Annotated in this window: 1 pseudogene; it reads right to left on the bottom strand. The window is 44.5% G+C overall.

Features of this window, described 5'->3' with window-relative positions:
* A pseudogene (locus H5185_RS10065) lies at positions 1-1477 on the bottom strand (carbohydrate-binding protein); the annotation flags it as partial.

The raw sequence follows: 1477 nt of genomic DNA, 5'->3' as shown, positions 1-1477 counted from the left end.
CACTATCTGCGTTCGCTCTAGCGGTTTGCTCGGTCTGAATTGCGGCAGTATTTTGAGTCGCTTTAGTATTGGCTGCAGTGGCGCTGGCTTGAACTGTTGTGATGTTTTGCGCTAAGGCACTATCTACGTTCGCTCTAGCGGTTTGCTCGGTCTGAATTGCGGCAGCATTTTGAGTCGCTTTAGTATTGGCTGCAGTGGCACTAGCTTGTACTGTTGTGATATTTTGCGCTAAAGCACTATCTGCGTTCGCTCTAGCGGTTTGCTCGGTCTGAATTGCGGCAGCATTTTGAGTCGCTTTAGTATTGGCTGCAGTGGCACTAGCTTGTACTGTTGTGATGTTTTGCGCTAAGGCACTGTCAGCATCAGTTCGAGCTATTTGCTCATTTTTTATTAACGCAGCATTTTGGTTAGTTATGGCAAAAACTGTCGATATTTGACTTGCCAGTGATTCATCAGCCGTTACTCGTGCGTTTTTTTCGATCGTAATTGCCGCTTGATTATTAACTAACGTCGCTGAAACAAAATCAATACTAGTAGCTAACGCTTCATCTGCAGAAGCGCGAGCATATTGCTCTGACCAAACCCCGGCAAGTACTTCAGTGGTTCCAGCATCCCAACTCATATCACCAGAAAGAGGCGGATTAACTTGAGCAAAAATACCATCCACTCTAGCGGCTTGCGAAACGAGTTTATCGTCTATGGTATCAATTGACGTTTCCACAGTATCAAGACGCACAGTTAAAGCAGATACTGCTTCACCGAGCGATGAATACTCACCAATTTTCGTCCAGTATGTTGTGTTGGTTGGTAACGTCCCTGCTGGTACGGTTTGTTTTGCTGAATATAACTTACCCTGATATTTAACTAACTGCCCAGATAAATATGAGGCTGTATTATCCCATTCTCCCGCGCCACTTATATCGGCGATTTCTGCCTGCATTTGCGATATTTGTGACTGTGTTTGAACTAGCGACGTTTCAATATCTGGTATTTTGTCAGATTCAATCTTTATGATGGGGATGAGCTCTATTTCACTTAGTAGTTCTTGACCCAGTGCTGATGACGTTATCCGTTTGCTAAAGTAATCATCATATTCTGTTTGATCTGTTGATGATTTACCGCTGACAAAATTTGACCATTGACCTACATTACCTGAGCGATCAACCAAGCGAGCCCTGAACCAAAAGCTAGAACCAGCACTTAAGCCTGTCATTGTATGAGTAGCAATTGGGTATGCAAAATCACCGAGCTTGATCATACCGAGGTCGCTGTTATTGGGCCCGTATTCAAGCTCGGTTCTAAGCGTATCTTCTGCACCTGCAGGAAATAGCCAGTTAAGACTAATACCAAAAACCAAAGGCATAGCTGTAAAAGATGCAACTGCAGGGGGCAACCCCACTTTACCTGTAATGTTAGTTAGCGCGGATGACTTTGGTACCGACGAGACATCAACTGAATTGATAGCGCGGACTCGAGC

The sequence above is a fragment of the Shewanella sp. SG44-6 genome, assembly GCF_014164185.1.
In the GTDB taxonomy this organism is placed as follows: Bacteria; Pseudomonadota; Gammaproteobacteria; order Enterobacterales; family Shewanellaceae; genus Shewanella; species Shewanella vesiculosa.
This window is presented reverse-complemented; position numbering and strand designations above follow the sequence as displayed.